This is a genomic window from Psychrobacter sp. 1U2 (assembly GCF_051847575.1).
Window position 1 is genome coordinate 1 of sequence record NZ_JBPYDC010000709.1, and the last position, 886, is coordinate 886.

Here is an 886-nt window from a genome sequence, read left to right on the forward strand (position 1 = left end):
GCATTGGCAGAATGCGCAAACATAGCTAGGCCTGACGCTAACATGGCTGTCGTTAATATATTCAATTTCATAATAGATTCCTCTCAATGACTGTTGGTTGTCGTTGTTACTCAACCGTTATTTTAAGATTTTAGTTTAAAGAACAGTTATTTGAGCGTTATTTTCTTGCTCTTAACTTATCGTTTTTTAGCTATTTGAACTGGTTATTGGTATCTTATTTAATCAGTTTTATAGACACAATCTTCACAGGTTGATAACTTTATTAAGGGTACGTGATATAAATGAGTGCCGCTGTTTCATTGCATTAACGAAGTGTGTCGTTATGTGGCACATAACCATAAATTGGTAATAATACTTACGTACGAAATACACAATTATCGTTCTTTAACATTGCTGACCCTAATACTTATTTAGCACATTTACTAAATATTAGTTTAGTCGTGTGCTACTTCTTTTATTTTGACCCGACTGTCACTCTGTTAATTTACCCAGTCGTTTGAAAGTCTAAGACAGTAAAGCCCAAAGCAACAAAAAAGCCGCACTCTATAATTAAAGTGCGGCTATTATTAACAATATATTTTACGGTTATTATTGGTTAACGACTTCAAAGCTAAGACCAGCGTGAGTCTCTAAGCGCGTTAACAGCTTATCACCCATCGCAGAAGCGGGTGTCCAAAAACCACCTAACACATCCTCTTTAGCGATATCTTGAGCAAGACATAAGGCTGATTGAGCAAGCATACGTGAGGTGCTGCCATAGCCTGGGTCTTTATCGCCTGTGACCTTAGTATTGATACTATCCTTGTTAGCAGTCTCACCAAAAAAACGAATGTCAAAGTAACCGTTTTCTTGTTCAGACTTAGAAGGTCCAGAGCCTGACTTTGGT

General features: G+C 37.2%; 1 pseudogene. It reads right to left on the minus strand.

The features are described from left to right. Positions 1-588: 588 nt before the first annotated feature. A pseudogene (locus ACS8FD_RS18235) lies at positions 589-886 on the minus strand (saccharopine dehydrogenase); the annotation flags it as partial.